At 39.3% G+C, this 26809-nt stretch carries 29 protein-coding genes; 20 read left to right on the top strand and 9 right to left on the bottom strand.

Annotated features, from left to right (window positions below):
* Positions 1–9 precede the first annotated feature (9 nt).
* Entirely contained in the window at positions 10–1467 is a 1458-nt protein-coding gene (locus HGD76_RS17680; RefSeq protein ID WP_168696557.1) for a protein adenylyltransferase SelO, read from the bottom strand.
* Between the two features lie 190 nt (positions 1468–1657).
* On the opposite strand from HGD76_RS17680, the gene tumA reads away from it, so the two are divergent.
* Both tumA and tumE read left to right on the top strand, forming a co-directional pair.
* Complete coding sequence (gene tumA / locus HGD76_RS17675) at positions 1658–1888, top strand: antitoxin TumA (RefSeq protein WP_168696556.1); 231 nt, start codon at positions 1658–1660, stop codon at positions 1886–1888.
* Positions 1878–2261 (top strand): toxin TumE, encoded by a 384-nt coding sequence (gene tumE / locus HGD76_RS17670; protein WP_168696555.1) that lies wholly within the window; start codon positions 1878–1880, stop codon positions 2259–2261. Before tumA ends, tumE begins: the two co-directional genes overlap by 11 nt.
* Positions 2262–2337: 76 nt before the next feature.
* Here the strand turns inward: tumE and HGD76_RS17665 are convergent, their stop codons facing one another.
* The gene (locus tag HGD76_RS17665; protein ID WP_168696554.1) at positions 2338–3189 is read right to left on the bottom strand and encodes a DUF6671 family protein; all 852 of its coding nucleotides are present in this window, start codon (positions 3187–3189) and stop codon (positions 2338–2340) included.
* A gap of 72 nt (positions 3190–3261) precedes the next feature.
* On the bottom strand, positions 3262–3834 hold the full coding sequence (locus HGD76_RS17660; RefSeq protein WP_168696553.1) for a GNAT family N-acetyltransferase: 573 nt from the start codon (positions 3832–3834) through the stop codon (positions 3262–3264).
* Between the two features lie 197 nt (positions 3835–4031).
* Here HGD76_RS17660 and bioB point away from each other — a divergent pair, with 197 nt between their 5' ends.
* From bioB to HGD76_RS17610, 10 genes are all read left to right on the top strand, one after another.
* On the top strand, positions 4032–5036 hold the full coding sequence (bioB, locus tag HGD76_RS17655) for a biotin synthase BioB (protein WP_210967654.1): 1005 nt from the start codon (positions 4032–4034) through the stop codon (positions 5034–5036).
* Positions 5037–5117: 81 nt separating this feature from the next.
* Positions 5118–5435 carry a hypothetical protein gene (locus HGD76_RS17650; protein ID WP_168696552.1) on the top strand — a complete coding sequence of 106 codons (318 nt, stop codon included), beginning with the start codon at positions 5118–5120 and terminating at the stop codon, positions 5433–5435.
* Positions 5432–5800 (top strand): aspartyl protease, encoded by a 369-nt coding sequence (locus HGD76_RS17645; RefSeq protein WP_168696551.1) that lies wholly within the window; start codon positions 5432–5434, stop codon positions 5798–5800. Before HGD76_RS17650 ends, HGD76_RS17645 begins: the two co-directional genes overlap by 4 nt.
* Before the next feature lie 297 nt (positions 5801–6097).
* The gene (locus tag HGD76_RS17640; protein WP_015081514.1) at positions 6098–6595 is read left to right on the top strand and encodes a hypothetical protein; all 498 of its coding nucleotides are present in this window, start codon (positions 6098–6100) and stop codon (positions 6593–6595) included.
* A gap of 1 nt (position 6596) precedes the next feature.
* Entirely contained in the window at positions 6597–7679 is a 1083-nt protein-coding gene (locus HGD76_RS17635) for a GUN4 domain-containing protein (RefSeq protein WP_168696550.1), read from the top strand.
* Between the two features lie 151 nt (positions 7680–7830).
* Positions 7831–7941 (top strand): DUF2887 domain-containing protein, encoded by a 111-nt coding sequence (locus HGD76_RS17630; protein WP_233466909.1) that lies wholly within the window; start codon positions 7831–7833, stop codon positions 7939–7941.
* Positions 7942–8024: 83 nt separating this feature from the next.
* The gene (locus HGD76_RS17625; protein WP_210967653.1) at positions 8025–8174 is read left to right on the top strand and encodes a hypothetical protein; all 150 of its coding nucleotides are present in this window, start codon (positions 8025–8027) and stop codon (positions 8172–8174) included.
* Between the two features lie 138 nt (positions 8175–8312).
* The gene (locus HGD76_RS17620) at positions 8313–8651 is read left to right on the top strand and encodes a hypothetical protein (RefSeq protein ID WP_168696549.1); all 339 of its coding nucleotides are present in this window, start codon (positions 8313–8315) and stop codon (positions 8649–8651) included.
* Between the two features lie 161 nt (positions 8652–8812).
* Positions 8813–9082, top strand: coding sequence for a DUF2281 domain-containing protein (locus HGD76_RS17615; RefSeq protein ID WP_039203704.1), 270 nt, complete (start codon positions 8813–8815; stop codon positions 9080–9082).
* Positions 9079–9498 carry a type II toxin-antitoxin system VapC family toxin gene (locus tag HGD76_RS17610; protein WP_015081509.1) on the top strand — a complete coding sequence of 140 codons (420 nt, stop codon included), beginning with the start codon at positions 9079–9081 and terminating at the stop codon, positions 9496–9498. Before HGD76_RS17615 ends, HGD76_RS17610 begins: the two co-directional genes overlap by 4 nt.
* Positions 9499–9660: 162 nt before the next feature.
* Here HGD76_RS17610 and petL read toward each other — a convergent pair whose 3' ends face one another.
* Positions 9661–9753: a cytochrome b6-f complex subunit PetL gene (gene petL, locus HGD76_RS17605; RefSeq protein WP_039203706.1), complete on the bottom strand. Its 93-nt coding sequence runs from the start codon at positions 9751–9753 to the stop codon at positions 9661–9663.
* A gap of 560 nt (positions 9754–10313) precedes the next feature.
* Here petL and aroB point away from each other — a divergent pair.
* Entirely contained in the window at positions 10314–11405 is a 1092-nt protein-coding gene (gene aroB, locus HGD76_RS17600; protein ID WP_168696548.1) for a 3-dehydroquinate synthase, read from the top strand.
* 38 nt (positions 11406–11443) lie between these two features.
* Here aroB and HGD76_RS17595 read toward each other — a convergent pair whose 3' ends face one another.
* Positions 11444–11809 (bottom strand): hypothetical protein, encoded by a 366-nt coding sequence (locus HGD76_RS17595; RefSeq protein WP_168696547.1) that lies wholly within the window; start codon positions 11807–11809, stop codon positions 11444–11446.
* Between the two features lie 284 nt (positions 11810–12093).
* Between HGD76_RS17595 and HGD76_RS17590 the strand changes: the two genes are divergently transcribed.
* Complete coding sequence (locus tag HGD76_RS17590) at positions 12094–13029, top strand: glutaminase (protein WP_168696546.1); 936 nt, start codon at positions 12094–12096, stop codon at positions 13027–13029.
* On the opposite strand, the gene HGD76_RS17585 is transcribed toward HGD76_RS17590, so the two are convergent.
* Positions 13030–14202: a hypothetical protein gene (locus HGD76_RS17585; RefSeq protein WP_325064812.1), complete on the bottom strand. Its 1173-nt coding sequence runs from the start codon at positions 14200–14202 to the stop codon at positions 13030–13032.
* Positions 14203–14811: 609 nt separating this feature from the next.
* Here HGD76_RS17585 and psaA point away from each other — a divergent pair.
* Both psaA and psaB read left to right on the top strand, forming a co-directional pair.
* Positions 14812–17070, top strand: coding sequence for a photosystem I core protein PsaA (psaA, locus tag HGD76_RS17580; RefSeq protein WP_168696545.1), 2259 nt, complete (start codon positions 14812–14814; stop codon positions 17068–17070).
* 121 nt (positions 17071–17191) lie between these two features.
* Positions 17192–19423: a photosystem I core protein PsaB gene (gene psaB, locus HGD76_RS17575; RefSeq protein ID WP_015081502.1), complete on the top strand. Its 2232-nt coding sequence runs from the start codon at positions 17192–17194 to the stop codon at positions 19421–19423.
* Between the two features lie 96 nt (positions 19424–19519).
* On the opposite strand, the gene HGD76_RS17570 is transcribed toward psaB, so the two are convergent.
* Positions 19520–20914, bottom strand: a complete 1395-nt coding sequence (locus HGD76_RS17570) for a serine/threonine protein kinase (protein ID WP_168697486.1) — start codon at positions 20912–20914, stop codon at positions 19520–19522.
* A gap of 96 nt (positions 20915–21010) precedes the next feature.
* Here HGD76_RS17570 and cbiT point away from each other — a divergent pair, with 96 nt between their 5' ends.
* Together cbiT and HGD76_RS17560 are read left to right on the top strand one after the other, a co-directional pair.
* On the top strand, positions 21011–21613 hold the full coding sequence (gene cbiT / locus HGD76_RS17565) for a precorrin-6Y C5,15-methyltransferase subunit CbiT (protein ID WP_015081500.1): 603 nt from the start codon (positions 21011–21013) through the stop codon (positions 21611–21613).
* Positions 21614–21679: 66 nt separating this feature from the next.
* A complete protein-coding gene (locus HGD76_RS17560) occupies positions 21680–22570 on the top strand; it encodes a phosphatidate cytidylyltransferase (protein ID WP_015081499.1) in 891 nt (296 codons plus the stop codon).
* A 103-nt stretch (positions 22571–22673) separates the two neighbouring features.
* Here HGD76_RS17560 and HGD76_RS17555 read toward each other — a convergent pair whose 3' ends face one another.
* Complete coding sequence (locus tag HGD76_RS17555) at positions 22674–23387, bottom strand: LmeA family phospholipid-binding protein (protein ID WP_168696544.1); 714 nt, start codon at positions 23385–23387, stop codon at positions 22674–22676.
* A 142-nt stretch (positions 23388–23529) separates the two neighbouring features.
* On the opposite strand from HGD76_RS17555, the gene HGD76_RS17550 reads away from it, so the two are divergent.
* Together HGD76_RS17550 and HGD76_RS17545 are read left to right on the top strand one after the other, a co-directional pair.
* Positions 23530–24303, top strand: coding sequence for a pseudouridine synthase (locus HGD76_RS17550; protein ID WP_168696543.1), 774 nt, complete (start codon positions 23530–23532; stop codon positions 24301–24303).
* Between the two features lie 16 nt (positions 24304–24319).
* Positions 24320–25096 (top strand): helix-turn-helix domain-containing protein, encoded by a 777-nt coding sequence (locus tag HGD76_RS17545; RefSeq protein WP_168696542.1) that lies wholly within the window; start codon positions 24320–24322, stop codon positions 25094–25096.
* Between the two features lie 95 nt (positions 25097–25191).
* On the opposite strand, the gene malQ is transcribed toward HGD76_RS17545, so the two are convergent.
* Entirely contained in the window at positions 25192–26700 is a 1509-nt protein-coding gene (malQ, locus tag HGD76_RS17540) for a 4-alpha-glucanotransferase (protein ID WP_168696541.1), read from the bottom strand.
* Between the last annotated feature and the right edge of the window lie 109 nt (positions 26701–26809).

Here is a 26809-nt window from a genome sequence, read left to right as displayed (position 1 = left end):
GCTGACAAACTACCTTCCTGTTTGCAGTGTTTCCACTAAATCATAAAAAGGTTGCCAATTATCATCTTCAGTGATTCGTTCCCAAACAGACTCAATCACAGGTCTTAATAAAGCTGTTTTAGGATTAGATTCAGCTAGAGTTTTACCAATTTTATCCATTTGTTCAGGATCAAAATGATTGAGAATTTTATGATAAAGAAAACACCAATTATCAAAAGTCGCTGATTTTCCTAATGCGGGGCTAAGTTCTGAACCATTCATCACAAAAGCTGGATCATCTCGCCATGTATTAGAAAAGGTAGCAGCTAAATCAGCAAAGAATTGATGATAACCAACTTGACTATCATGTAAAAAGGTAATGGTTAACCGCAAAAATTCATCAGCTTCGGCTAATTGTAAATCTTCAAAACCCAATTTTTTCAACATCAAGGCTCGATATTCAGCTTGGTAATATTCAGCAAACTTAGATAAAGCAATATCCAAATCACCTTGGTGAATTATTGCCTTTAAAGGTTCTTGCAAAAGTTCTAAATTTAATTTGCAAATCCCTGGTTGTTGACTGTAACAATAACGTTTATAATAATCGAAATATGCCGCCGTAAATTGGAGATCGTAAGTAGGAATAAAGGCATAGGGTCCATAGTCAAAACTTTCCCCGGTAATTGACATATTATCAGTATTCAGAACTGCATGACAAAAACCCGCTGCCATCCATTGTGCTACTAATTCGGCGACACGCTGCACTAATTCGGCATAAAATAAAGCATATTTATCATTTTCAGCTTGCAAATGCGGGTAATACTGTTCAATTACATGATCTAACAGTTTTTGAGTTAAATCATGTCGTTTGAAATAGTTTAATCGTTCAAAAGTACCAAAACGAATATGAGATTTACTCATGCGAATCATGACAGAAGAACGAGTTGGAGAAGGTTCATCACCGCGCCACAAACCCAAACCCGTTTCAATCATACTTAAACAGCGAGAAGTGCGAACGCCTAAACGATGAAGTGCTTCAGCGGCGAGAACTTCCCGCACTCCTCCTTTAAGTGTTAGCATTCCGTCACCACCGCGAGAGTAGGGGGTTCTTCCCGAACCTTTTGTGCCAAAATCATATAATTCCCCATCAATACCCCGCACTTGTCCATAGAGAAAGCCTCTACCGTCACCTAATTGGGAGTTATATTGTCCAAATTGATAACCGTGATAACGTAGTGCTAACAGCGGTTCTCTTCCCTCAAATTTACCAAAAGCGTTAATAAAATCTTCGTCTTTAACTACTTGGGGCGCAACTCCTAAGCGTGGCAGTAGTGCGTCATTGCGCCAGCGTAACATAAGTTGGGGAAATTCCTCGGCTACAACTTGATCATAGTAGTCATTACCTAGAGATTCTAGGGCTGGTTCATAGTTGAGGGTAAGTAAGGGATTAGTAGCATGAGTATGATTGAGAGTTTCATCCAGAGTCATTATAATTACGCTTAATTGATATTTATTTAATGATAGACAAAAAAGCTTACGATCTTTCTATTTAATAACGTATCTTTCTGAAGAACAGCAACGAGAAGCTTATGAAAATTATTTATCTTCTTGAGGATAAAATCAATATCTGATTAAAATTACAATATGATTAAGTTAATCAACTTAAACAGATAAATGAATGCGTAAACAAGTTATCGAATATACATCTCTACTAGATGCGTTGATTGCCCTTACCAAACAGTTAAATGTTTATGAAATCAAGTACCAAATGAGTTCAGAAGATTTTTTTGCCAAATATAACCAAGGAAAAACTTCTGATGATGAAGTGTTTGTCGAATGGGCAGGAAATTATCAGCATTATCTAGCTTTACATCAAGAAATAACCAGCAAACTCCAAGATGTCGCGTAAACTTATCCAAGCGTATTTAGATGAAATTGAGCAACTTTCACTCAATTGCTCTAATGCATACATTGAGGAATATAGTGCAGTCATTTTAACGACAGAGCGGGCTAATCTCCGCATTAGGATACGTTTTGCAATTAGATATTTACTAGCAGTCAGTGAAGCCTTTGTTGTTGTAGATAATCAGATTAAATATATTGATTACCGCTATCACTTTCAAGATGAGCAAAATAGTCTGATTTTTCGTTATGACAGTACACCACACTTTCCCAACTTGTCTAGTTTCCCCCACCATAAACATCTTTTTGACAATGTAATTGCTTGCGAAAAACCACATATAGCTGATGTTCTACAAGAAGTGATGGAGTTTTTAAAGTAGCTTATGAAAATTATTTATTTTCTTGAGAATGATAAATAAAAAAATAGATCCCCGACTTCTTGAAGAAGTCGGGGATCTAAGGATTACAATATTCACATAAACTAGGATCAGCAAATTCTTGATTGTTAGGAAATAATTGTTGTTGGGTAAAATTGCATTTTTGACATTGAAAAATTACTGCTTTAATTAATGAAGTTGGCTGATGACAAAGTTCACAAGGTAGTCCAGGGATTTTTTGATTAATCATAAAACCAGGAGTATGACATTGGGGACATAAACTATTAATTTTATTAATTAAGTCTTGAGTAGCAAAGGCAATATTTTTCATCCTGGTAGGATTATACATTGCTCTCATATCTGTTTCTATATGAAATTTACCATTTGTGTTTTTTATGGCAATTTCTACGGAATTGATTAGGTTTTCTTTGCTGGTAATACCTTTAATAAATTGTGTTTTTCCTGTAGATATATTATTAAATGAAATTACTAAACCATGTTCAGGAAAACCTACTTTTTTACCAAATTCTTCAGCTTCTTCTAAACTAGATATAGTCTGATGATTAAAATTAGTTTCCATAGAAAATACTTCACCAATAATTTCTAAATCATTTTCTTGATCCAGAAAAATAATGATTTCTCGGTTAGCATAAATATAGGGAATTAGGGGATGAGGTGCAAAACTTCCTTCACTAGCAATTGCTATTTTTTCATCATACATTTCCAAGGCTTTTTTAGCTTTTAACCTAGCAGTAATAATTTGTGTATCTGGACGTTTAATTTCTCTAGTAAAAGTTCCAAAAATATCAGTATTTAAGCCTTGAGGAACTATCAAATTAATTCCTAAATGTTCCTTCAATAAAGGAGAAATTACTTTTTCTTTATTGTGCATTGTCGCCAAAATAGCCACGCGATTATTATATATTGACATAATTTATTTTTCCATAATTATCTTCAGATCCCCGACTTCTTGGACAAGTCGGGGATCTGAGGTATTATAATATTATAAATCTGATCGCCAGTGGGGATTTGTCAAACTTGTAAAAATATGATCTTCCCATTTACCATTAATCATTAAATAATCTCTAGCATATCCTTCAACTACAAAACCAGCCCTTTTAAGAACATTACCACTGCGGCGATTATGGGGCATATAATTAGCCATAATGCGGTGCAGATTTAATTCTTGAAAAACATACTTAGTGGAAATAGACAAGGCTTCTGTCATGTAACCATAACCTTGTGCTGATTCTGCTAAACTGTATCCTAATTGACAAAATTGAGCAGCACTATAGACAAAGTTGCTAAAATTAGCAGTCCCCACAATTTGTCTAGGCTGGTGTTTCCGATAAATAAATAGTTTTAATGAATAGTTGTTCACAAATTCCCAGAAACTCGTTTCTACTTGATACTCCCAATAATCGTGAGTAAAAAAGTTTTCATCCCATTGAGGATAAAATGGCGTAAGATATTCTTTATTTTCCGTAAAATATTTGAGTATGTAGGGAATATCCTCCATCACTGCCATTCTTAATATTAGGCGATCGCTTGTCAGAATTGGTGGCTCTGATGTCATATAATCAAATTTAAATATTTTAGTAAGATGATATTTTAAAAGTTTTGGGCGAATGTAATTCGCGGCTACATAACCAAAGTCCGCCTACGCGGACTAAAAAAATTCGGGTTTTATAACCCACGCAGGTGGGTTTCGTCTGTGTAGACGCGATTTCTAATCGCCGGGGCTAGTTAATTTCAACTACAAAGAGGATAATCATGGTAGAAATACGCTACAATTTGCAACCGACAGAGATTTTAACAATATATAATACCCCATTTCTAGAGCTAATTTATCAAGCTGCTACTGTGCATCGTCAATATCACAAACCTGAACAAATACAAGTTTGTAAACTTATCTCCATTAAAACTGGTGCGTGTCCCGAAGATTGCGGTTACTGCGCTCAATCTTCCCGCTATAAAACTGAGGTAAAACCCGAAGCACTGTTAGAAAAAGAAACGGTGATAAATATTGCCAAAACAGCTAAAGAAAGCGGTGTGAGTCGCGTTTGTATGGGTGCTGCTTGGAGAGAAGTTCGGGATAATTCCCAATTTGAGGAAGTCCTGGATATGGTCAAGGATGTAACTGGCATGGGTTTAGAGGTATGCTGTACCTTGGGAATGTTGACAGAAAACCAAGCCAAGCGGTTAGAGGATGCGGGATTATATGCTTATAACCATAATCTTGATACCTCAGAGGAATATTACAGCACTGTAATTACAACTCGAACTTATGGCGATCGCCTGAATACAATTGCCAATGTTCGCCAAACTAATGTTACCGTATGTTCGGGCGGTATTCTCGGTTTAGGGGAAAATGTTAGCGATAGAGTCGGAATGTTACATACTCTCTCAAATTTACAGCCTCACCCCGAATCCGTACCCATCAATATTCTTTCCCAAGTTCCCGGTACACCTTTAGAAAATCAACCAGATGTGCCTATTTGGGATGTAGTGCGGATGATTGCGACTGCTAGAATTATTATGCCTAAATCTGACGTGCGTTTGAGTGCAGGTAGGGCGAGACTTTCCCAAGTAGAACAGGCTTTATGCTTCATGGCTGGTGCAAATTCCATCTTCTCCAGCGATGATAATAAAATGTTGACGGTAACAACTCCCTGTCCCGATTACGACGCAGATAAAGAAATGTTGAACTTGCTTGGTTTGGAAATGCGTCCCCCATTTCAAAAGCAGGAAAAAACACCTAATCTAGCGATGATATAACAATTGAAAATTACCTCTCCCATTCAGGGAGAGGACTCGAATATGCTAGAATTTAGGATGAATTTTAAGCAGGTGATCAAGATGACACAATCCACACACCAAAGAGTTGTCCGTCGTGGCCGAGTATTTCCCGAAATTCAGTGGACTGATGAACAAAAAGCTGAAGATAGAGCTAGAAGACAGGCATTTTCTGATCGTTGTTGGGTAATTTTTGAGCGTTTAAAACCAGAAATATTAGATAAATATTATGGTTGGTATATTGCTATTGAACCTGATAGCGGTGATTATTTTATTGATCAGGATCAAGAGGTAGCTAGTAAAATGGCTAGAGAAAAGTATCCTCATGTGATTCATCATATTTATGGCATTAATGAAACGGGAGTTAGTGGCAGAATATGATTGAGGGAAGATTTGGAGATAAAGGTCAAATTTATTTGGAAATTGATTTAATTGATGGAGATAATTTCAGTTTTCCTGTAGAAACAATGTTAGACACAGGATTTACTGAATATTTAGCCATGAATAAACAAGATGTACAAAGTCTTGATTGGCCTTTTTTACGTCAGAATAAATTAAGAACTGCTCAAGGAGAAACTGAATTTGATGTTTATCATGGTAGGGTAATTATAGATGGTCAAGAGTGGGAAATTCCTGTATTTGCTGGAGATGAAATACAGGAAATTTTACTGGGTTCTCGATGGTTGAAGTTATTTATATTAGTCGCTAATTATGGTGAGGATAGGGTAAGTTTAGAGTTAATTTAATTATTTTTTTTATTAAAAATAAAGTGGGTTGCAGGTTGTATCTAGAACGAAATAGCCCTGGGTGGTAATTGCCAGAATATTTGGTCTTTATTCCAAATTTTAGGGCTAGGATGCCTAAAAAGACAATATAATTAGATTTAGGGACTTCCAAGAAATAAATTATCCTGATTAACGAACCACAGAGGCGCAGAGGACACAGAGGAATAAGGGTTTGAGAGATTTTTGTGTTAGGTGGTTGAGTATTTTTTTATTTGGAAGTCCCTTAACAAATTACTGATTTTATTAACGTTGCTTTTTATGCCCAAGCATGATCCCGCAAAATTAAAAAAAGTATCTATTAGTCTTCCCTTTGGTATAGGTTCTGCGGAATGGGAAGCTGACACAACAGAACGAAAAGCCGCTTGGTCGTTGTATGTGGAACTGGTGACGCGCATTGCTGTCCAGTCTTTAGAAGTTGACCAGGGGTTAGTGAGAGAAGCGTTGAACTCTCTGTATAGTTTATTCGGAACTACCCGTGAAGTTCTCAAAGCTGCTGGGCCTGATGTAGGTGCTTCTAAAAACTCAGTCGGGGGTATTGCTATTGCGGTGCTGAATAATGGGTTAAGACCATTTTTAGCTAAATGGCATCCTGTGTTACAGGCTTGGGAAGCAAGACGACCTCTGGGGGTGAGTCCCAAGGAACATGAGGTGAGTTGGTCAGAAGAATCAAAGTTGCGAAGTGAGTTGGCTGCTTTACGAGATGGTTTGGAACAGTATGCGAAGGCGTTGGCGACTATTGCAGGTGTGGAGGAATAAAATGGAAAAATATGATGTTTTTATTTGCCACAATAGCAAAGACAAGCCAGAGGTAGAAAAAATTAAAAGCATTTTGCAAAGTCAAGGAATCAAAACGTTTTATGATGAGGATAACTTAATAGCATTTAAAAAATGGAAAAAACAACTCCAAGATCATATTAGTGAAGTTAAAGCTTTCCTTGTCTTTATTAGTAATAATGGTACAGGACCAATACAACACGAAGAAATTGATTTCTTTTTAAAAGAAGTTTTGCCAAAAAACTCTGAAATTCAAACAGGCTTAGTTATCCTACGCAACACAGGAGAGGGAATAATAAATACCGTAAAAAACAGTTACCCAGAATTTAAAGACTTTCATTATTGTGATTTTCGTAAAGAAGAACTTAACCCAATGAACAAACTGATTTTGGCTATTACTGGAAGAGAACCAGAGTCAGAGTCTATAACTATAATAACTCAGCCTAAATCACTCACAAAAACTCCTCAACAACCACCTCATACAGATAGTATTAGCTCAAAAGGCATAGACTATACAAAGCTGATTAAATTACTATCAAGGCGTGAATGGGAAGATGCTAATTATCTGACTTATCAACTGATGATCAAGGCTGTAAGCAAGAATAAATACGAAAAATTAACCAAGGAAGACCTGATAAATTTTCCATGTGAAGACCTTCTTAAAATTGACGAATTGTGGGTAGAACATAGCAACAGTAAATTTGGATTCAGCGTTCAAAAAGACATTTACTTGAGCATTGGTGGCAAACTTGATTATATTTTCGACACACCGGATTGGAAAGATTTCGGTGATCAGGTTGGATGGCGTGTGAATGGACAATTTCTTGATGATAGTGAGAGAGTTGAGGGAGAATATACTTTTGATATTTCAGCACAGAAGGGTCATCTTCCTGTGTTAACTGAAATTTATGATCCGGGGATTATTATATGTATCTTTGCTCGTATCGAAGCTTGTCCTCAATTTAATAAAGACCCTTTAAAGCTTCTCAACTCACATCTTGGTTTTCCGCCAGACACTTCAGCAATTAAGGCTGTAGAGATTATTAACTCACTGCCTAATATTTAGTTACCCACTTAAACAGATAACCTATTCTTACTCGGACGCTGATTGATACAATCTAAAATAAGCCGGAAATGTAGAGCGATTCCTACAGAGCGCTTCGCTATCGCTACAACGTCTGAGAAAATATTGCTTAACTTCAGCTTCGACTTATAAAATGAAGACAGACACGATATTTTACACATTACTGCAAAATCTCCCCAGTGTGTTATTTGAACTGCTAGAACAGCCCCCTACACTAGCTTTAGTTATGTTCAACCGCTTGTAACTCAAACTTCTATAAAATCTTTACCAATACCTATTTTTGATTTTCAATTTCAACAGCATATTAATTCAAAATTGCTCGAAAGTTTGGATTTAAAACTAAAATCCAAACAACTACTAGAAATTGCTAAAATAGGAGTAGAAAAAGCCATTGAAACCGATAAAGCAACAGCTACAGATTGGATAAATCAGCAATTGGCAATATTAGGAATTGATATCAAAAGCATCATCAGTTAATTTCCTGTTGTATAATATTTATATATATTTTCCCTGATCAATTTAACAGCTTACTATCACGGCAAATTTTGTCATAATATAAAGATAGGATTCCCATGACTAATTACGCTTTATCAACATTATGAGGAATAAATAATTATGTCTCAATCCGATTTAATCAATAAACCAGAATTAAGTAACACTACCGAAGAAAATCATCTCATAGAAATTTTACGAGAAATTCAAGCAACACCTAAAGAATACTGGCCAAATCTCCTACAAATAATGCGAGTATTTCGAGAAAGTGTTACTTTTAAACCTGAGATTTTTAACCATTCTCACCTAGAAATAGACGCACAACAACAAATTTTAAATCAACAACATCAATTACTCAAAGAATTAACCGAAGAGTGGTTAGAAGAAGGAGAACAAGAAGAACAAACGGAAACTTGGGAATATTTGCGGCAAAAACAAGAAATTGATGATAATCCTTTTTAAGATTAAGCTGAATTTATATGAATAAATTGATTTTCCTCTACAGATTGGATAAATCAACAATTTGCAATATTAGGAATTGATCTCAACAATGGAGGAGAAAATAAAAATTAATGCTGATGTCATTTACAATAGAATTATAGCCTAGTAGTAGAGGTGAAACTATGACCATTGAACAAGCAGTTTTAGAAAACCTGCGAGAGTTACCAACCGATAAACAACAAGAAGTTTTAGATTTTATTCAATTTCTCAAACATAAACTGTCACAAATAAAAGAACAAGTACAGGAAAAACCATTACAGAATAAAGGAGATAGCTTTTGGGAAGGGGTTTTAAGGTTTCGAGAAACAATTGAAAGAGAAGGAATTGAATTTACAGATGAAGATTTTGCAGATATTAGAGATCGTAGTCCAGGACGCGAGATTGATTTATGACAGTTCGCTTTTTACTAGACTCTAATATTATCTCAGAACCGAGTCGGCCAATTCCCAATACTCAGGTTTTAGATCAATTAAATCGCTATCGTTCAGAGGTAGCAGTAGCAAGTCTTGTTGTTCATGAAATCCTTTATGGCTGTTGGCGTTTACCAGCATCTAAACGCAAGGATTCTTTATGGAAATACATTCAAGATTCTGTGTTAGATTTGCCTGTGTTTGATTATGATCTCAAAGCTGCAAAATGGCACGCACAGGAAAGAGCTAGATTATCGAAAATTGGTAAAACACCTGCTTTTATTGATGGACAAATTGCCAGTATTGCCTTCTGCAATGACTTGATTTTAGTAACAAATAATGTGGCAGATTTTCAGGATTTTGAGGATCTGATAATTGAGAATTGGTTTATTAAATGAGGGACTAACTGTAGAAAAAGTTGCTCGGATACTTGAGTTAGAGATTGAAGTGGTGAAAACTTGCAATCAAACAGCAAAGTAGTAAATAGACATTTGATAATCTGATTGAAACCGATACCTAAACCCACATAAAGTGGGTTTAATTAGCGTCTAATTGTAGGGTTAGATTATCTTAGCTCCGCGTAGACCAAATAATAGGCCTACAGCTACACCCATAAACACGCCTAGAAAGACAATATATTCAACTACAGCCATTTGTTTTGCTCCAGATTAGTTACTTATTTCTATTCAATCATCAATAATTATGAAAGGGAACAGGGAATAGAAAAGAGGTTGTCAACTTGGGGTAAAATACCCAGACGAGTGATTATATTAGGGTTAGGGAGTCAGTAACTCAGCCCTAAAGGGACTGAGCTTGTAAGAAATTGCAAGCTGTACTGACCAGTCTAAGTCTTAACTGACTACGTTTTTTGAGTCACGACACCCTGGAATGCGTAGCTAGTTCCCTGCTCTGTCATTTGCAATTAAACAGTTTTAAAGTCACTGAAACAGTGTTGCAAGTCTAAAAAGCTCTTAAAACATTGACGAAGCTAACATTACCCCAGAAATGGGAGGCTCTTCGGAGCAACACATTATGCGTACAGAGTTGGGAAATTTGAATCGGTAATTGTCCCGTTGAAAGTACATTACAAAAGTACACCGAATTTACCAACTCCAAGGCGGTAATGAAAAAATATTCAAGGCGGTTAAAACCGCACGAGTCGTTTCCCTCTCAGCACTGAAGTGTCTGAGTTTCCCACTTACCGGGTATTTTTATGAGTTCTGTAATTAAAGTAGATATACCAGAAAAATCTTATGATATTACCATTGCACCTGGGAGTTTAGATCAACTAGGTGAACAAATGGCGAGTTTGAAACTAAGTAAAAAAGTATTGCTAGTTTCCAACCCCATGATATTTAAATACTATGGCGAAAGAGCGATCGCCTCTTTAGAAAATGCCGGTTTTCAAGTCGTCAGTTACAACCTACCCCCAGGTGAACGCTACAAAACCCTCAACTCCATTCAGAAACTCTACGACATCGCCCTTGAAAATCGCCTAGAACGCTCCTCAACAATGGTGGCATTAGGAGGAGGTGTTATTGGTGATATGACAGGCTTTGCCGCCGCCACATGGCTCAGAGGCATCAACGTTGTGCAAGTTCCCACCAGTCTCCTAGCAATGGTAGACTCAGCTATTGGTGGTAAAACCGGCGTAAATCATCCCCACGGTAAAAACTTGATTGGTGCATTTCATCAACCCAGTCTAGTTTTAATTGACCCAGAAGTATTAAAAACCCTTCCAGCACGGGAATTTCGAGCAGGAATGGCAGAGGTGATCAAGTACGGTATTATTTGGGACACCGAACTGTTTACTCAACTAACAGCAAGTAAACACCTAGATCAACTCCGCTATGTAAAATCCGACCTGATAAACAGCATATTAACTCATTCCTGTCAAGCAAAGGCAGATGTTGTCAGCAAAGATGAAAAAGAATCTGGAATCAGGGCAATTTTAAATTATGGTCATACTATCGGTCATGCAGTAGAAAGCCTCACAGAGTACCGTTTATTCAAACATGGTGAAGCTGTCGGTATTGGTATGGTAGCAGCAGGAGGCATTGCTGTAAAATTAGGACTTTGGACACAAGGAGATACAGAACGTCAAAACGCCTTAATCAAAAAAGCAGGTTTACCCACCCAAATACCCGCAGATTTAGATATTGAAGCTCTTATTGATGCTTTGCAATTAGACAAAAAAGTTAAATCTGGCAAGGTTCGCTTCGTACTACCAATCCAAATTGGCGCAGTTAAAATTACCGACGAAGTACCAACAGACATAATTAGAGAAGTATTGTTAGGGAAGTAGGGGCAGGGTCTCCCTGCCCTTTTTAACACCACATCGTGCTAAACTGGCAAAGGTGCTGAACCATTCAATTGCCGAGCAGCATTGATGCAAACTGGACAATCACAGCCAAATAGCTTGATAGCTAAATCGCTTTCAGCATCAGAAAATTCTAGTTCTTTAGGACTATTTGTATCCGCTTGTGCCACTTGCATGGTTTCTTTAGCAACGCCCAAAGGAGTATTACTCACCTGTATACATACCTTGTTCGGAATTGCAGAATGGGGAGACATGACACAAGATTCATGAGTACCAGCAGTGTCAACTGTTTGACTAGCATGAGCAGGTCTACCCATCATCACCATAGATAACATGGATGTAAACAACACGGGGCTAGAAATCAAAGTTAAAATAAATCTTTTGTTCATGTACTGTTAAAAACCTTGTTATTAGGGAAATAAACCAATTTATCTTTTCCGACAACTTGGTTGTTAATCAGTCTATCTTATCTAAGAAGAGGGAACAGGGAACAGGGAACAGGGAACAGAAGAAAGGGAATATTTATCTTTTTATTGCTTTTTACCAATTACCCGTAATTACTAATATTACGTAAATTTTCGGTTTTGTATTTAAAATTAGTTACATAAAAAGTTAGAGTAATTACTCATTAAGATATAATCCAGATTATCTTCATGATTTGAGGTTTAGGCTTGTGCTAGGAATAAAAAGCATTAATATACATAATTTATCTATCTGGGTAGAACAAGCTAAAACCCAAGCAGCAAAAGGAAAAGTTATTGAACGCATTCCTAAATTAGCTACGGCTAATCCTAACTCATTTGCTGTTTATATAAGTTGTGAATCAGGAGAAAATTATAGTTTAGGAGATACCGATTGTGTATTTCCATTTATGAGTGTCATTAAGCCATTTTCTCTACTATACCTGCTGGAATATTACGGGGAAAAACAGGTTTTGCAATGGGTTGGGGTTAAACCCTCGGATGCGCCTTTTAATTCTTTAGTGCAATTAATAGCAGATAATGGATATCCTCGCAACCCCATGATTAATAGTGGTGCTATTACTCTCGCTGATAAGTTGCCAGGAAAAGATGGAAATGAATGCACACAATTGTTTTGTGAATGGTTAAATAAATTAGCAGGTACTCAATTATATATAGACACAGATATTCTAGCTTCAGTTCGTGCTAGTCACTCTCAAATAAATATAGATATTGCCAACTATCTCTACGAATCTGGAAATTTAAATAATATTGAATTATCTCTAAACGTTTATGAACAAATATGCTGTATCTCTGGACGGGTAGAGGATTTAGCGAACCTGGGAAAAGTGTTAGCCTGTAAAAGCGAAGTTATAAATAATAAACACCGTCAAATTGTGAATACGGTGATGTTAACTTGTGGTTTATATGAAGCTTCCGCAGAATACGCTGTCAAAATTGGCTTACCAATAAAATCGGGTATTGGTGGTGGACTTATTGCCATTATACCAAATCAGGGAGCGATGTCTTCAGCGATCGCTGCGATCGCCAGCTACAGTCCTGCTTTAGACATTGTAGGTAATCCTGTAGCTGGTTTGGCACTAATGGAAACTTTATCTCAAAGTTTGCAACTGAGTATTTTTAGTTAATTACTCCTGAATTTGAGATTGCTTAGACGAACCTGTATCTGGTTTATCCAGATTTAATTCTTTTATTTCTGTGACTTTGGTTTCTGGAATTGGTGTAACTTCAGGAATTGGTTGTTTTTCGACTTTAGTTTCTGGTGTTGGTGTAACTTCAGGAATTAGTTGTTTTTCGACTTTAGTTTCTGGTGTTGGTGTAACTTCAGGAAGTTTAACTTCAGGAATTGGTTGTTTTTCGACTTTGGTTTCTGGTATTGGTGCAGGGGTGGGTTCAGTAACTGGAATCCTAGCAGTATAAGTTGGGTCTACAATGCCCCGAACTTCATCTGCTGTCAATTCCCCTCTGACAATTTTAGAAAGAGTATCTTGACCATTGGGTTGGTAATTAATTAGTCTGATTGTGGTATTAAAGGCATTTTTCACAGGTTGTCCTTCATTATCAAGGAATTCCAGTTTCACCCAGGTTTTACCAGGTTTAAAGCCTTTAAGATAAATAGTTTGCCAACGATCAAGAATAAAGCTTTCACCATTAACCGTACTACGAATACGCCAATTGCTCATTGTATCGTCAGGATTAGTCTCAGCAACACTGTGCAACGGTGCGTTAGTCAAGTAGAAATCCAGCATAATTGGTTCTGCCCCATAACCACCAGTAGGACGACTATAAGTCAGTAGAGGTAATTTAGAATCTGGGTTGTTTTCCTCAGTTTTCGTCAAGACGTGAAATGTGGTTTGAGTATAAGCACCTTCATTTTTAAAACTTTCATGCCACGGACGAGAAGCAAAAACGCGAAGAGTATGTGTACCAGGGGATAAGTCTGACAATACCACCGGCTGATTTACATCGTAAACAGCTATATAGGGCTGATTGTCTAAAATTAGGTGCAAATGGGGACCAAGTTGCCATTGAGGGTCTTTAAATATCGGTAAGTCCTTAACTTGTAATCTTACTTTAACTATATTGTCTTGAAGAATTTCATCTACCTGGGGACTGAGGATGCTGACTTGGGGTTGATAACCCTCCAAACTGGGACGCAATGCTTGGATAACATTTGGTGGTGCGGTTTCGGAAAATGTCCCAGAAATTTCTGAAGTTGGGGGCGCTTTCATGAAGGGATTGATAGATATTTCCTGACTATTTGCTGCTTCAGCGCAACTACTCAAATTTACAACTAGCACTAATGTGACAACCCATTTAATAATTGGGAATCTATTTGAGAAAAGTAACTCAAAAAATTTTCTGCACCCAGTGTTCATGTTTTTATTCCTTAATAGTTTTTAACAATTGACGCAATCATTGTGGCGCAAATTATGACTCATGGACTATGGATTAAGAGCATAAATCTATGACCAAAGTTATAAATCTACTTACTTTTCTTTGATTAGAATGCCAAATAAGTAATTTTTTTGACTTAATTCCGGGAAAATAATTTGCCTATAGACCGCTAATTTTGGGTAAAAGTAGCTAAACAGCAAGGGTTTAAGCCGATTTCCGTATAAATCATCAGTTTTGCAAATTGTTGTTCTTTGTAAATTAAATGAAGAGTCTATTGACATTTGAACAATGTATAGGAACTGGTAACGTAAATTAGACCATAAACTTGGCTATGTTTAATTATTGTTAACAGGTCTATAACAATGTGCAAGTTCTGACTCTATAATTCAACAGAAACAACTTTTCTTTTCCACACGGCAACCACATCGTTAGTCCAGAGAAATCTGAAAACTGCGAATGTGTTATTCTAGGTGGTATTCATGATTCCCAATTCCTTATAGAGAGGAGGTCGAATGACGATTAGTCCTCCGGAGCGAGAGGAAAAAAAAGCAAGAGTGATCGTTGACAATGATCCGGTTCCTACCTCATTTGAAAAATGGGCAAAGCCAGGACATTTCGACAGATCCTTATCGAGAGGCCCAAAAACCACAACCTGGATTTGGGATCTCCATGCCCTCGCCCATGATTTTGATACACATACAAGCGATTTAGAAGACATCTCCCGCAAGATATTCGCCGCTCACTTCGGACATTTGTCCATAGTAGCAATCTGGTTGAGCGGGATGTTGTTCCACGGTGCTAAGTTCTCTAACTACGAAGCTTGGCTGGCTGACCCGTTAGGCATTAAGCCTAGCGCTCAAACTGTTTGGTCTATTGTTGGTCAAGACATTTTAAATGGTGATATGGGCGGCGGTTTCCGCGGCATTCAAATCACATCTGGCTTGTTCCAAGTATGGCGTGGCTGGGGTATCACTAGCTCCTTCCAGCTATATGTAACTGCAATTGGCGGCTTGGTATTAGCAGGCTTGTTCTTATTTGCTGGCTGGTTCCACTACCACAAACGCGCTCCTAAACTGGAATGGTTCCAGAACGTGGAGTCAATGCTGAATCATCACTTATCAGTGTTGCTAGGCTGTGGTTCTTTAGGATGGGCTGGTCACTTAATTCACGTTTCTGCACCAATCAACAATCTGTTAGATGCAGGTGTGGCAGCTAAGGACATTCCATTGCCTCATGAATTGCTGTTTAATACAGCAAAAATGGCAGAACTTTACCCTGGTTTCGCCAGTGGTTTAACACCTTTCTTCACCTTAAATTGGGGCGCTTACGCGGATATCCTCACATTTAAGGGCGGTTTAAACCCAGTTACAGGCGGCTTGTGGATGACTGATATTTCTCATCACCACCTAGCGATCGCTGTACTGTTCATCGTTGCTGGTCATATGTACCGTACCAACTGGGGTATCGGTCACAACATCAAAGATATTCTAGAAGCTCATAAAGGTCCTTTCACTGGCGAAGGTCACAAAGGTCTTTACGAAAACCTCACCACTTCTTGGCACGCTCAATTAGCTACTAACCTAGCTTTCTTGGGTTCCTTGACAATCATCATCGCCCATCATATGTACGCGATGCCTCCCTATCCTTACTTGGCAACTGATTACGCAACACAATTGTGTATCTTCACTCACCATATTTGGATCGGTGGTTTCTTGATTGTTGGTGGCGCTGCTCACGCAGCCATCTTCATGGTGCGGGATTACGATCCTGTTGTTAACCAAAACAACGTATTGGATCGCGTGATTCGTCACCGTGACGCTATCATTTCTCACCTCAATTGGGTATCTATATTCTTAGGCTTCCATAGCTTTGGTTTATACATTCACAATGACACCATGCGTGCCTTGGGTCGTCCCCAGGATATGTTCTCCGACAGTGCAATTCAATTGCAACCAGTATTTGCTCAATGGGTGCAAAACCTGCACACATTAGCTCCCGGCAACACAGCACCTAACGCTCTTCAAGTAGTTAGTCATGCTTTTGGTGGCGGATTGGTAGCTGTAGGCGGTAAGGTCGCAATGATGCCCATTGCTTTGGGTACAGCGGACTTCATGGTTCACCACATCCACGCATTCACCATTCACGTTACTGTTCTCATCTTGCTCAAAGGTGTATTGTATGCCCGCAGTTCTCGTCTGATTCCAGACAAGGCTAACTTAGGCTTCAGATTCCCTTGCGATGGTCCAGGTCGTGGCGGTACTTGCCAAGTTTCCGGTTGGGATCACATCTTCCTCGGACTCTTCTGGATGTATAACTCCTTATCAATTGTAATTTTCCACTTCAGTTGGAAGATGCAGTCTGATGTATGGGGAACAGTAGATGCAGATGGTACAGTAAATCACATTACTGGCGGTAACTTTGCTGAAAGTGCTATCACCATCAACGGTTGGTTACGTGACTTCTTGTGGGCGCAAGCTACACAAGTAATCAACTCCTACGGAACTGAGTTATCCGCTTACGGACTCATGTTCTTAGGCGCTCACTTCATTTGGGCGTTCAGCTTAATGTTCCTGTTCAGTGGTCGTGGCTACTGGCAAGAATTAATTGAGTCCATTGTTTGGGCGCACAATAAACTGAAAGTAGCCCCAACAATTCAGCCTCGCGCACTGAGCATCACTCAAGGTCGGGCTGTAGGTGTGGCTCACTACCTATTAGGAGGAATTGCCACCACTTGGGCATTCTTCCACGCACACATCCTTTCAGTAGGATAACAATCAGTGGAATTTTGGGTTTTGGATTCTAAGATTTTAGATTTAATCCAAAATCCAAAATCTGAAATCTAAAATTTTGCTGACTAAATAATGGCTAAAGGTCAGAGGACAGATCACACCTATGGCAACAAAATTTCCAAAATTTAGCCAGGATCTCGCACAGGACCCGACTACTCGTCGGATTTGGTATGCGATCGCTACAGGCAACGACTTTGAAAGCCACGATGGCATGACGGAAGAAAATCTTTACCAAAAGATTTTCGCTACGCACTTCGGTCATTTGGCAATCATCTTCCTGTGGGCATCCAGCCTCCTGTTCCACGTGGCCTGGCAAGGTAACTTTGAACAGTGGATTAAAGATCCCCTGCACGTCCGTCCCATTGCCCATGCAATTTGGGACCCTCACTTCGGTCAGCCTGCAATTGAAGCTTTCACCCAGGCTGGTGCAAGCAACCCTGTAAACATTGCTTACTCCGGTGTTTATCACTGGTGGTACACCATCGGGATGCGGACAAACACAGAACTATATACTGGTTCTGTTGGTTTGCTCTTGTTGGCAGCATTGTTCCTGTTTGCTGGTTGGTTACATTTACAACCCAAGTTCCGTCCTAGCCTCTCTTGGTTTAAGAGTGCTGAACCCCGTCTAAACCACCACTTATCGGCTTTATTCGGTGTTAGTTCTCTCGCTTGGGCAGGTCACTTGGTTCACGTTGCTATTCCTGAATCTCGTGGTATCCACGTGGGCTGGGATAACTTCTTGACTGTAGCTCCCCATCCAGAAGGTTTAACTCCTTTCTTCACAGGTAACTGGGGCGTTTATGCTCAAAACCCTGACACCGCTGGCCAGTTATTTGGTACTTCCACTGGTGCTGGGACTGCGATTCTCACCTTCTTGGGCGGTTTCCACCCCCAAACAGAATCCTTGTGGTTGACTGACATGGCTCACCACCACTTGGCGATCGCAGTTTTGTTCATCATCGCTGGTCATATGTACCGGACTAACTTCGGAATTGGTCACAGCATCAAAGAAATGCTGAACTCCAAATCTGGTTTAGTTCCCGGTAGCAAGAGCGAAGGTCAGTTCAACCTGCCCCACCAAGGTCTTTACGACACCATCAACAACTCCCTGCACTTCCAGTTGTCATTAGCTTTGGCATCTTTGGGAACTATCTGTTCCTTGGTAGCGCAGCATATGTACGCTCTGCCTCCTTATGCGTTCATCGCTAAGGATTACACCACACAGGCAGCACTGTACACCCACCACCAGTACATCGCTGGTTTCTTGATGGTTGGTGCTTTTGCTCACGCAGCAATTTTCTGGGTTCGTGACTACGATCCTGAACAAAACAAAGGTAACGTCCTTGACCGGATGTTACAACACAAAGAAGCGATCATCTCCCACCTTAGCTGGGTATCTCTCTTCTTGGGTTTCCACACCCTGGGTTTATATGTTCACAACGACGTAGTTGTTGCGTTCGGTACTCCTGAAAAACAAATCTTGATTGAGCCAGTATTTGCTCAATTCATCCAAGCTGCCCAAGGTAAAGCTCTGTATGGCTTGAATGTACTGTTGTCTAACCCCGACAGTATTGCTTACACCGCTTACCCCAATGCTGGTAACGTTTGGTTGTCTGGCTGGTTAGATGCCATCAACTCTGGCACAAATTCTTTGTTCTTGACCATTGGACCTGGCGATTTCTTGGTTCACCACGCTTTCGCTTTGGCTATCCACACCACCACCTTGGTACTCGTTAAGGGTGCTTTGGATGCGCGTGGTTCTAAACTGATGCCCGATAAAAAGGACTTCGGTTATGCGTTCCCCTGCGACGGTCCCGGCCGTGGCGGTACTTGCGATATCTCCGCATGGGACTCTTTCTACCTGTCTATGTTCTGGATGTTGAATACCATTGGTTGGGTAACCTTCTACTGGCACTGGAAACATCTAGGTATTTGGCAAGGTAACGTTGCTCAGTTCAACGAAAACTCTACCTACCTGATGGGCTGGTTCCGTGATTACCTCTGGGCTAACTCTGCTCAGTTGATTAACGGTTACAACCCCTACGGCATGAATAACCTGTCTGTTTGGGCTTGGATGTTCCTCTTTGGACACCTCGTCTGGGCTACTGGTTTCATGTTCCTCATCTCTTGGAGAGGTTACTGGCAAGAGTTAATTGAAACCTTGGTTTGGGCGCACGAACGTACTCCTTTAGCTAACTTGGTTCGCTGGAAGGACAAACCCGTTGCTCTCTCCATTGTTCAAGCTCGTGTGGTTGGTTTAGCTCACTTCACTGTTGGCTACATCCTCACCTACGCAGCGTTCCTCATTGCTTCTACTGCTGGTAAGTTCGGTTGATCCTGACTACTAGTTTTAGGTAATTAAAAATCCCCTGCCGTAAGGTGGGGGATTTTTTTAATGGGTTTGAGTTTAGCATTGCTAAACCCCTAAAAACTAAGGACTGGTGATTTCTATCCCTAACCAATCACTTAATTCCCTCGCTAACCATTCTAATTCTGCTTCAGATTTGATGGTGAAAGTATTAACATCAAACTCAAATTTTTCGACTCCTGCCCAAATTACCAATTTTGCAGGTACTTGAGTTTTATCTCCATCTGAGTCTTTAGTAAAATATCTCGGTGTATAAACTAATTTATCAATATTTTCTCTGGACAATGAACGACGACGGGGAATTTTCCATTTCCCTAACTGGTGATTAAGAGAAATTTGTTGAGAATCTATATGTATTTTTGTACTACCAAATAAACTGGAAACTATACCGTATATCATCGAAAATCCTGCCCCCCAAAAAGGTAATGAAAATAAGGCAAAGGGGATATTTGCCGGAAAGGGAGCAGACAAAGCACCAATAGTCCAAAATAAGATAAAAGAATTCCAGGATATGGCAAAAAAACCTACAAATACCATTGAAGATTGAAAGCCAACCGGAGGAATAATAATTTCTAAAATCTCTTCATTTTTGGTTAATTGAATTTTACTACCCGCTGGTTTACCAATATTTAAAGCCAACGTATCAGCATATTGTGGCTGCTTTAAATCTCTGAGTGCTTGGGTTGCAGTAGAAAACCGCTTTTCTAAACTGGGTTCTGTAATTTGCTCCAACCACTTAGCAAAATTGGGACTAAGATTAGCAACTTGCTGAAATTGAATGCGAAAATCCTTTTGGGGTAAATCCGCTGGGTTAGTACCAGTCACCAAATAAATCATTGTGCATCCTAAACTATAAAGGTCAGAAGCGGGAACAGTACGCCCTCCAAACTGTTCCTGTGGCATATAACCATAAGTCCCGACAACAGTTCTTGTCCCTCCTTCTGCTGCTAGGACGGTTTGGACTGAACCAAAATCTATTAAATAAACTAAACCGACACTATTGCCAGAGCGCTCTCCTAATAAAATATTGCTAGGCTTAATATCACGGTGGACAACAGGTGGATTTAACTCATGTAAATATATAAGAATTTCTAAAACTGCTTTAGCAATTTCTTTAACTTCAATTTCTGTAAATTTCCTCCCAGCTTGTAAATATTGTTCTAAGGTTTGGGCTGAAATATAAGTCTGAACCAGGGCAAATCCTTTATATCTAGAGGAATTGACCTCAAAATAGTCTAAGTATGCAGGAATATGGGGATGTGATAAAGATTTTAAAGTTTGAGCTTCTCTCTCAAATAATTTGAGATCATCCCATTCAAAATCATTACTAAAAGCAAGTAACTTGACAATTACCGATTTTCCAGTTACTAAATCAGTAGCCAAGAAAGTCCTTCTCCCGGCTTTTTTGCCTAGCTGTTGTTGAACTTCATAGCGATTAGCTAATATTTCCCTATTCATCATTGCAGTTTCCTGATGTCATTGATGAGCATAACTACCAAAATTATCTTCCCCTTTCCCAATTGTTAAATTTTAATTGTTAATTTTTAATTGCTTATGCCTTCCCCACTTTGGCCTTATATTACCCCAGGTATTCCCGACGAATTATTTGAGAATTTACCAGGTATTCCCCTCAGTCAGCGAGAATTAAGATTGCTGATAATTTCCCAACTGCGACTAGAAGCCAATTCGGTATTGTGGGATATTGGCGCAGGAACAGGTACAATTCCTATAGAGGTGAGCTTATTGTGTCCCCACGGACGAGTGATTGCTATCGAAAGAGATGAGGATGTTGCGAACCTAATTAGACGCAACTGCGATCGCTTTGAAGTCAAAAACGTCGAAGTAATTGAAGGTAGCGCCCCAGAATGCTTAGATCAAATCAAGTTACTACCTGATCGGATCTGCATTGAAGGTGGAAAAGCCATACAGGAAATTGTCCAAGCGGCCTGGCAATATTTACCAACATCTGGCCGAGTGGTCGCTACTGCTGCTAGTCTAGAAAGTCTGTATGCTATTTCTCAAAGCTTTTCTCAGTTGAGAGTTAGGAATATTGAAGTTGTCCAGTCAGCGGTAAATCGCTTAGAAACACGGGGCTATTCTCAAACCTTTGTAGCAGCCGATCCCATTTTCATTCTTAGTGGTGAAAAATTAGATTAAATTCCTTAGGTTTTCGGTTTTGGGTTGCATCCAAAATCCCAAATCTAAAATCCCCAATATTATCCTATGCCCTGGCCTCGAATTATTAGTGGAATTATTGCGATTATCATGGCGCTATCTGCAACCCTCTTAGGGGGTTGGTATTTTACGATAGCGATCGCTATTGTCGTATTTTTAGGTCAACAAGAATATTTTAATTTGGTCCGTTCTCGCGGCATCACACCCTCAGTCAAAACTACTATGATTGTTAGTCAAGTTCTACTGGCAATTTGTACCCTGAATGGTAGTTTAGCTGATGCAATTATGCCCATAGCCGGGACACTTATTTGTTTTTATTTACTATTTCAACCCAAATTAGCCACCATTGCGGATATTTCCGCTTCTATTATGGGTTTGTTTTATGTCGGTTACTTACCAAGTTACTGGGTCCGCTTACGAGGAATTGATCATGCTATTAGCAGTAATTTACCTTTAGGTGGTTATTGGCCATCTAATTGGCAAGATATTGGACAAGGTAATTTAACTGCCTTCCCCGCGGGTTTAACTGCGACTATCCTCACGTTCTTATGTATTTGGGCTGCGGATATTGGCGCTTATACTTTTGGTAAATTCTTCGGGAAAACGCGATTATCAGATATTAGTCCCAAAAAAACTGTAGAAGGTGCTGTTTTTGGCATTACTGCCAGTGTCGCTGTTGCTATGGTAGGAGCTTACCTTCTCCATTTTCCCCATTGGTTAATCACTGGTGTCACATTAGGTCTAATTATTGGTATCGCTAGTTTGTTGGGTGACTTAACAGAATCCTTGCTGAAACGTGATGCCGGTGTCAAAGATTCAGGTCAATTAATCCCTGGTCATGGGGGGATTTTAGATCGCACCGATAGCTATATTTTCACTGCTCCTCTAGTGTATTATTTCGTTACATTACTTTTACCTTTATTAGAAAAAACGCTGTAATAGGAACTAAGATAAGATTTAATCTCAACTTGCTCATGTCACTCACAATAGCCATACAATTTAAAGTAAATTCAGGGAATATTGAGTTTTGATTTTTTAATAGTTATGGGTTAATATTAATACGTCCATAACAAGTTAATTGTTCTGGCAGCAGGGAAATTTTTTCGATATCAACATCTGTTCCCAGGTTTATCATATAAGGAGAATTCCTTTCCAAAAGCACCTCTTGATCGGTCTTTACCTGAACCTGCGTTAATTGCAGTTCTTGACCATTGCGTAGTTCTAAGCCTAAATGAATATTGAAAAATGCCCCTTCTGTTTCAGAAATGGGGATACCGTGTAGGATCAATACCTGGTTGTCAAGGGTGATTTTTTCCCAAGTAATAAACGGGTAATTTAGCCTGTATTCTGCTAATAGTGGAATCAGTCCATCATTTATAGCCGTTAATAATAATGGAGATGAAAGAGAGTTATTAAGATCCTGTGCGGTGATAATCAGCTTACCAACCACAGGGACTATTGCTGATAATTGCAAAGGTTGTCCTTTTAATATTGCAGCAACATTCAGTTGGATTTTTTCTGCCTCAAGTTCGATTTGTGTAACACGAAGACCTTGATACACTGCATTACTAGCAGAAATTGATACTCCAGGAATGTAACCAGAAAGTAATTGGCGATCGCTTGCTTCTATCTGTACCTCTAAATGAGATACTTGATTTAATTGGCTTCTTAACCAGAGCTTAATCGCTGATGTTAAAACTTTTGTAATGATCCTGACTCTGCTATTATTTGGATTTGGGGAACTTGGTTCTGTCATTTTTCGACGGTTACATCAATGTAAATATGCCTAATTATTGAGCATCTTAAACAGTTCTTAACTTTAACATGGAAGTTTGTTAACAACAAAGTGCAAACATTAGTAGTATAAAAATATTCAGCAAGAAAATCACAATTTAAACATGGAGGAACGGTTACAAAAAATTCTAGCTCAATGGGGTATCGCCTCACGACGTGAAGCCGAAGAAATGATGAGGCAATCACGAGTATGTGTTAACGGGGTAGTAGCACATTTAGGTCAAAAAGTCGATCCCTCTCAAGACAAAATCTCTATTGATGGTCAACCTGTGCTGGCAGAACAGCGACCATCCAAAATGTATTTATTACTGCATAAACCAGCCGGAATTGTCTCTACTTGCCATGATCCTCAAGGAAGACCAACCGTTTTGGATCTGCTACCGTCAGAGTTAAGAACCGGATGGGGTATTCACCCGGTAGGCCGTTTGGATGTAGACTCCACAGGAGCATTGATTTTAACCAATGATGGGGAACTGACCTATGGACTTACCCATCCCAGTCATAGTATTACTAAGACCTATCGTGTTGTTGTTCAAGGCCGTCCTCCAGCAACAGTTCTCAAAAAGTGGAGTCAGGGTATAGTTCTGGAAGGAAGAATCACAAGACCTGCTCAAGTGCGCTTAATTGAAACTTATATTGATCAAAGCTGGTTAGAGATCGTTTTACAGGAAGGAAGAAACCGTCAAATTCGCCGCATAGCCGAACAATTGGGATATCCAGTTATCAAGCTACATCGTACGGCTATTGGTTTAATTCAATTAAAAACCTCAACAACAGCATTTTTGCCATCTGGTAAATATCGTCATCTTAGTGAAGATGAGATGAGTTTTTTAAATAAGCAGATAATTCGCACACCGATTCAGACAAAGCCGAGTTAAGGAGTAAAGGAAAAATATGAAATGGTTCAGAAAGAAGGATGAACAGCCAATCAAACCTTCTATCAAGGAACATCAAGCCGAAAAGTTAGGACAACTTGGCTCACAACTAGCTTCACTACGGCAAGAAAAAGGTTTAAATCTGGATGAGTTAGTCGGATTAACTAGAATTCCTCGACGACTTTTGCAAGCAATTGAAGAAGGTAATTTAAACGACTTACCAGAACCAATTTATATTCAAGGCTTAATTAGACAGTTTGCAGAAGCTTTAGGAGTTCGGGGAGCAGAATTTGCCAGTCATTTCCCCATTGGTTCTCAATCAGTGGGTGTTAAATCCCATTGGAAAGCACAAGCTGTTCCTCAATTACGTCCTATTCATCTTTACCTGCTTTATATCGGGTTAATTTTCTGTTCTGTGAACGGTTTATCCCAGTTGTTGAATAATGCCACCTTGCAGGCAAATAACCGCCAAATTCAACCAAATACAGCAGCGCAGTCAAAAGGGCAAGAAACAGCTAGTAATACATTACTCAGCAAGAAAGAGCATCAATCCGTACAAATTGGTGTGACTTTAAAAACCTCATCTTGGATTAGTGTGGTTACAGATGGTAAAACCGCCTTTGAGGGAGTTTTACCACAAGGTTCTAGTCGCACTTGGAACGCCACTGACCAACTGACAGTAAAAACTGATAATGCTGGTGGTGTGTTAATGAGCGTGAATCAGCAGGAAGCAAAGGAAATGGGAGAAATCGGGAAATCCAAAGAAATCAAGATTGCTGCTAAACCAAACTCATAGGAGTCAGTTGTCAGTGGTCAGTGGTCAGTTGTCAGTGGTTAGTTGTCAGAAGGAAGAAAATTTCTCCCCTACTCCCCCTACTTCCCCCACTTCCCCTACTTTTCTCTATGAGCGCGTCCGTAACGGAGAGTGAGAGTTTTTAAGCGATCGCTTAAATCTGGCGTTAATACACCTGGTTGGTAACGCCACTCCCAATTTCCCTCCGCTGTACTAGGAAAATTCATCCGGGCTTCAGTTCCCAAACCTAATACATCCTGCAAAGGTATAATCGCTTGATTAGCGATCGAACTTAAAGCTAATCTAATTAAGTCCCAGTGTATACCATCAGGACTTATACAACCCAAATACAACAATAAATTTTGCTTTTCATAATCATTTCCCGTGTTAAACCAGCCTACAGTCGTATCGTTGTCGTGAGTACCTGTATAAACTACAGCATTACGAGTGTAGTTAAAGGGTAAAAATGGATTTCCGGGATCAGAACCAAAGGCAAACTGCAACACCTTCATCCCTGGAAACTCAAACTGATCTCGCAGTGCCTCCACTTCTGGCGTAATAATTCCCAAATCCTCCGCCAAAACAGGTAACTTACCCAAACGCTTTCTAATTGCCTCAAATAAAGCCACTCCAGGCGCTTCAATCCATTCGCCATTCATGGCAGTAGTTTCTCCCTGGGGAACAGCCCAATAAGCCTCAAAACCCCGGAAATGATCAATGCGAATTATATCCACGTAATCCAGCATCGCCTCAAAGCGTAATATCCACCATTTGAAATCTTGTTTTTGCAATTCTTCCCAGTTATAAACCGGATTTCCCCACAATTGACCAGTAGCGCTAAAGTAGTCGGGTGGAACTCCCGCCATTAAAGCCACTTCTCCCGTTTCTTCATCTAAAGCAAAAATCTCAGGATTAGCCCACACATCAGCACTATCATGGGCTACGTAAATGGGAATATCACCAATAATCTCTATCCCATTTTCGTTAGCATATTTTTTCAGTTCTGACCACTGCCGGAAGAACTCATATTGAACAAACTTGTAATAAAAAATCTCCTCTTCCAAATCTTTTTCCATCTGGGCTAAAGCTGCTGGTTCACGCTTTGCTAATTCTGGCTCCCAATTGTACCAGCTTGCACCGTCTTGGATATCTTTAATCGCCATAAATAGCGCATAATTATTTAACCAATAGCCTTTATCAGCACAAAACTTAGCAAAAGCTGCTTTTTGAGTTGAATTTGCTTTAGTTTTAAAATCCTCACAAGCTTTAATGAGTAGATTAACCTTAATAGGGATAACTTCGTTAAAATCTACTTTATTTACAGAAAAATCTGGTAAATCAGCCAAATCTTCTGGAATTAACAAACCCTCATCTAGCAACTTTGAGGGACTAATCAAAAAGTAATTTCCCGCCATTGCGGAGTAGCACATATAAGGGGAATTACCGTAACCAGTCGGACCTAGAGGTAAAACTTGCCAATATTGCTGATGACTATGTTTGAGAAAATCAATAAACCGATAAGCTTCCAAACCCAAATCCCCAATACCAAACCGACTGGGAAAAGAACTAGGATGAAGTAAAATACCACTGGATCTAGGAAAAGGCATATTTAACCTGAAATATATTTTTAGGACTTACGCATTGAATTTATCATGGCATAGTCAGTCTTGACTGTTGTGATTCGTGAAGAAATGAGAAGATTAACTCAGATCCCCG

It is taken from the genome of Dolichospermum flos-aquae CCAP 1403/13F, assembly GCF_012516395.1.
Taxonomy (GTDB): domain Bacteria; phylum Cyanobacteriota; class Cyanobacteriia; order Cyanobacteriales; family Nostocaceae; genus Dolichospermum; species Dolichospermum lemmermannii.
The sequence above is the reverse complement of the archived record's forward strand: the minus strand, read 5'-3'. Positions and strand labels throughout refer to the sequence as shown.

Coding starts and splice junctions, on each gene's coding strand:
- HGD76_RS17680 (WP_168696557.1), bottom strand. CDS start 1,467: ATGACTCTGGATGAAACTCTCAATCATACTCATGCTACTAATCCCTTA.
- tumA (WP_168696556.1), top strand. CDS start 1,658: ATGCGTAAACAAGTTATCGAATATACATCTCTACTAGATGCGTTGATT.
- tumE (WP_168696555.1), top strand. CDS start 1,878: ATGTCGCGTAAACTTATCCAAGCGTATTTAGATGAAATTGAGCAACTT.
- HGD76_RS17665 (WP_168696554.1), bottom strand. CDS start 3,189: ATGTCAATATATAATAATCGCGTGGCTATTTTGGCGACAATGCACAAT.
- HGD76_RS17660 (WP_168696553.1), bottom strand. CDS start 3,834: ATGACATCAGAGCCACCAATTCTGACAAGCGATCGCCTAATATTAAGA.
- bioB (WP_210967654.1), top strand. CDS start 4,032: ATGGTAGAAATACGCTACAATTTGCAACCGACAGAGATTTTAACAATA.
- HGD76_RS17650 (WP_168696552.1), top strand. CDS start 5,118: ATGACACAATCCACACACCAAAGAGTTGTCCGTCGTGGCCGAGTATTT.
- HGD76_RS17645 (WP_168696551.1), top strand. CDS start 5,432: ATGATTGAGGGAAGATTTGGAGATAAAGGTCAAATTTATTTGGAAATT.
- HGD76_RS17640 (WP_015081514.1), top strand. CDS start 6,098: ATGCCCAAGCATGATCCCGCAAAATTAAAAAAAGTATCTATTAGTCTT.
- HGD76_RS17635 (WP_168696550.1), top strand. CDS start 6,597: ATGGAAAAATATGATGTTTTTATTTGCCACAATAGCAAAGACAAGCCA.
- HGD76_RS17630 (WP_233466909.1), top strand. CDS start 7,831: ATGAAGACAGACACGATATTTTACACATTACTGCAAAATCTCCCCAGT.
- HGD76_RS17620 (WP_168696549.1), top strand. CDS start 8,313: ATGTCTCAATCCGATTTAATCAATAAACCAGAATTAAGTAACACTACC.
- HGD76_RS17615 (WP_039203704.1), top strand. CDS start 8,813: ATGACCATTGAACAAGCAGTTTTAGAAAACCTGCGAGAGTTACCAACC.
- HGD76_RS17610 (WP_015081509.1), top strand. CDS start 9,079: ATGACAGTTCGCTTTTTACTAGACTCTAATATTATCTCAGAACCGAGT.
- petL (WP_039203706.1), bottom strand. CDS start 9,753: ATGGCTGTAGTTGAATATATTGTCTTTCTAGGCGTGTTTATGGGTGTA.
- aroB (WP_168696548.1), top strand. CDS start 10,314: ATGAGTTCTGTAATTAAAGTAGATATACCAGAAAAATCTTATGATATT.
- HGD76_RS17595 (WP_168696547.1), bottom strand. CDS start 11,809: ATGAACAAAAGATTTATTTTAACTTTGATTTCTAGCCCCGTGTTGTTT.
- psaA (WP_168696545.1), top strand. CDS start 14,812: ATGACGATTAGTCCTCCGGAGCGAGAGGAAAAAAAAGCAAGAGTGATC.
- psaB (WP_015081502.1), top strand. CDS start 17,192: ATGGCAACAAAATTTCCAAAATTTAGCCAGGATCTCGCACAGGACCCG.
- HGD76_RS17570 (WP_168697486.1), bottom strand. CDS start 20,914: ATGAATAGGGAAATATTAGCTAATCGCTATGAAGTTCAACAACAGCTA.
- cbiT (WP_015081500.1), top strand. CDS start 21,011: ATGCCTTCCCCACTTTGGCCTTATATTACCCCAGGTATTCCCGACGAA.
- HGD76_RS17560 (WP_015081499.1), top strand. CDS start 21,680: ATGCCCTGGCCTCGAATTATTAGTGGAATTATTGCGATTATCATGGCG.
- HGD76_RS17555 (WP_168696544.1), bottom strand. CDS start 23,387: ATGACAGAACCAAGTTCCCCAAATCCAAATAATAGCAGAGTCAGGATC.
- HGD76_RS17550 (WP_168696543.1), top strand. CDS start 23,530: ATGGAGGAACGGTTACAAAAAATTCTAGCTCAATGGGGTATCGCCTCA.
- HGD76_RS17545 (WP_168696542.1), top strand. CDS start 24,320: ATGAAATGGTTCAGAAAGAAGGATGAACAGCCAATCAAACCTTCTATC.
- malQ (WP_168696541.1), bottom strand. CDS start 26,700: ATGCCTTTTCCTAGATCCAGTGGTATTTTACTTCATCCTAGTTCTTTT.